This window comes from Pantoea sp. EKM101V (assembly GCF_011800325.1).
Lineage (GTDB): Bacteria > Pseudomonadota > Gammaproteobacteria > Enterobacterales > Enterobacteriaceae > Pantoea > Pantoea anthophila.
In genome coordinates this window covers 1-1,328 of sequence record NZ_JAALFP010000030.1, presented here as the reverse complement: position 1 = coordinate 1,328, position 1,328 = coordinate 1, and the positions used below count along the sequence as shown (strand labels likewise).

Sequence of the window (1,328 nt, the reverse complement as noted above, 5' to 3'; positions counted from 1 at the left end):
ATCTCCACGTCGCGCCCGGCCCGCAGATTGACGTCCCGGTCGGCAACCACCGCCGATCCGGTCACCGTCAGATCACGCCTGACTATTGGCTTTACAACCGGGCTAAAGATCGAAGTGATCATCGGGCCGGGACAGCATGAGATTATTGCTGCACCCGATGTGCTCCGGTTATGGCGGCTTATGCGGGAAGATTCGGGGCTTAAAAGCAAAAATCACGGCCAGACTGGCCAGGATTCACAGCAAGTTAAGATATTTTTAATTCTTCCGTTGCTTCAGTTATTACTTGTAAAAAAGTACTCAAGCTGAACTTCATTCTATCCTGCTCAGCTAATAACCTAGCATCCGAAAAAAACTCAATTTCAATATTCTCGGGTCCCTTATCTTTATTTAATTGGCAAAGTATTTGATCCTTGTAAGAGATCTCTGCTGTAATTTCTTCGTATTTAGAATCACTGAAGAAGGTTATCTCAAAGCTATTGTCCATATTTTTATCTCGGCGTTTTAGGATCTAAGAAACCAGAAAATGAACCATCAGAGTTATAGCGTATTCCTCTTCCATCAGGAAGCCTATACTCTACACCTCCTCTGGAAAGATCTGTTTTTACAGTATTTGTATTATTCAAAACTTCGTTTACAAACTTATTCGCAGCTTCGCTTTTTTGAGCTGGATTACCTTTTAATGGTTCAAAAACACCGCCAGGCCTGCCAGCATGTTTCTCCCATGCTCTCGCCGCTGCGGATAAACCCTGTTCGTTAATTGGCTCATTGGCTGAAGAAACAAGGTCATCTTTTTTGAAACGATCAAAATTATTGTTTTGGTTACTTTTATTACTCCGCGCATTCTCTTCATCCTGAGGTCCCCAGCCGCCTGGCGTTCCTGAGCCTGAACCACCCAGCTCCGCTTTCTCCGCATCTGTCAGATCCTTTGCCACATTCGGATCGCGGGTCTTTGCAGCTTCGTCACGTGCTTCAACGATTGAAGGGCCATCCGTAATCGGCGGCGTATCCGCCTCAGTTCCTGACCCTTTCACAGCCTTATCCAGTTCCGATGCGATATTGTTGTTAGCGTCCTGAACAACTTTGTCGCCCGGACTCATTGGTAATCCAGGAACAGGCACAACTACTGGTCTTGGCAGTAAAAGATTATTGTTTTCCAGCGACGTTTTTCCCGCCTGCGCACCCGCAACAGCATCCGCCGTGCTGTCTCCCACCACGCCGCCTGCCAGCCCCGCCGCTAATGTCCCCAGCGCGCTTATCGTCTGCCGCTGCTCTTCGCTCAGGTCTTTACGTTTAACGCCTGGATACAGCTGCTGCGCGATGTACTCGCC

The 1,328-nt window shown here is 48.0% G+C and carries 2 protein-coding genes; one reads left to right on the top strand and one right to left on the bottom strand.

Annotated features, from left to right (window positions below):
- Positions 1-306 (top strand): hypothetical protein (locus HFD92_RS21690; protein ID WP_221412765.1); only part of this gene is annotated, 306 nt, incomplete at its 5' end.
- Between the two features lie 182 nt (positions 307-488).
- Here HFD92_RS21690 and HFD92_RS21865 read toward each other — a convergent pair.
- On the bottom strand, positions 489-1,328 hold an 840-nt coding region (locus HFD92_RS21865; protein WP_167429672.1), incomplete at its 5' end, for a VENN motif pre-toxin domain-containing protein.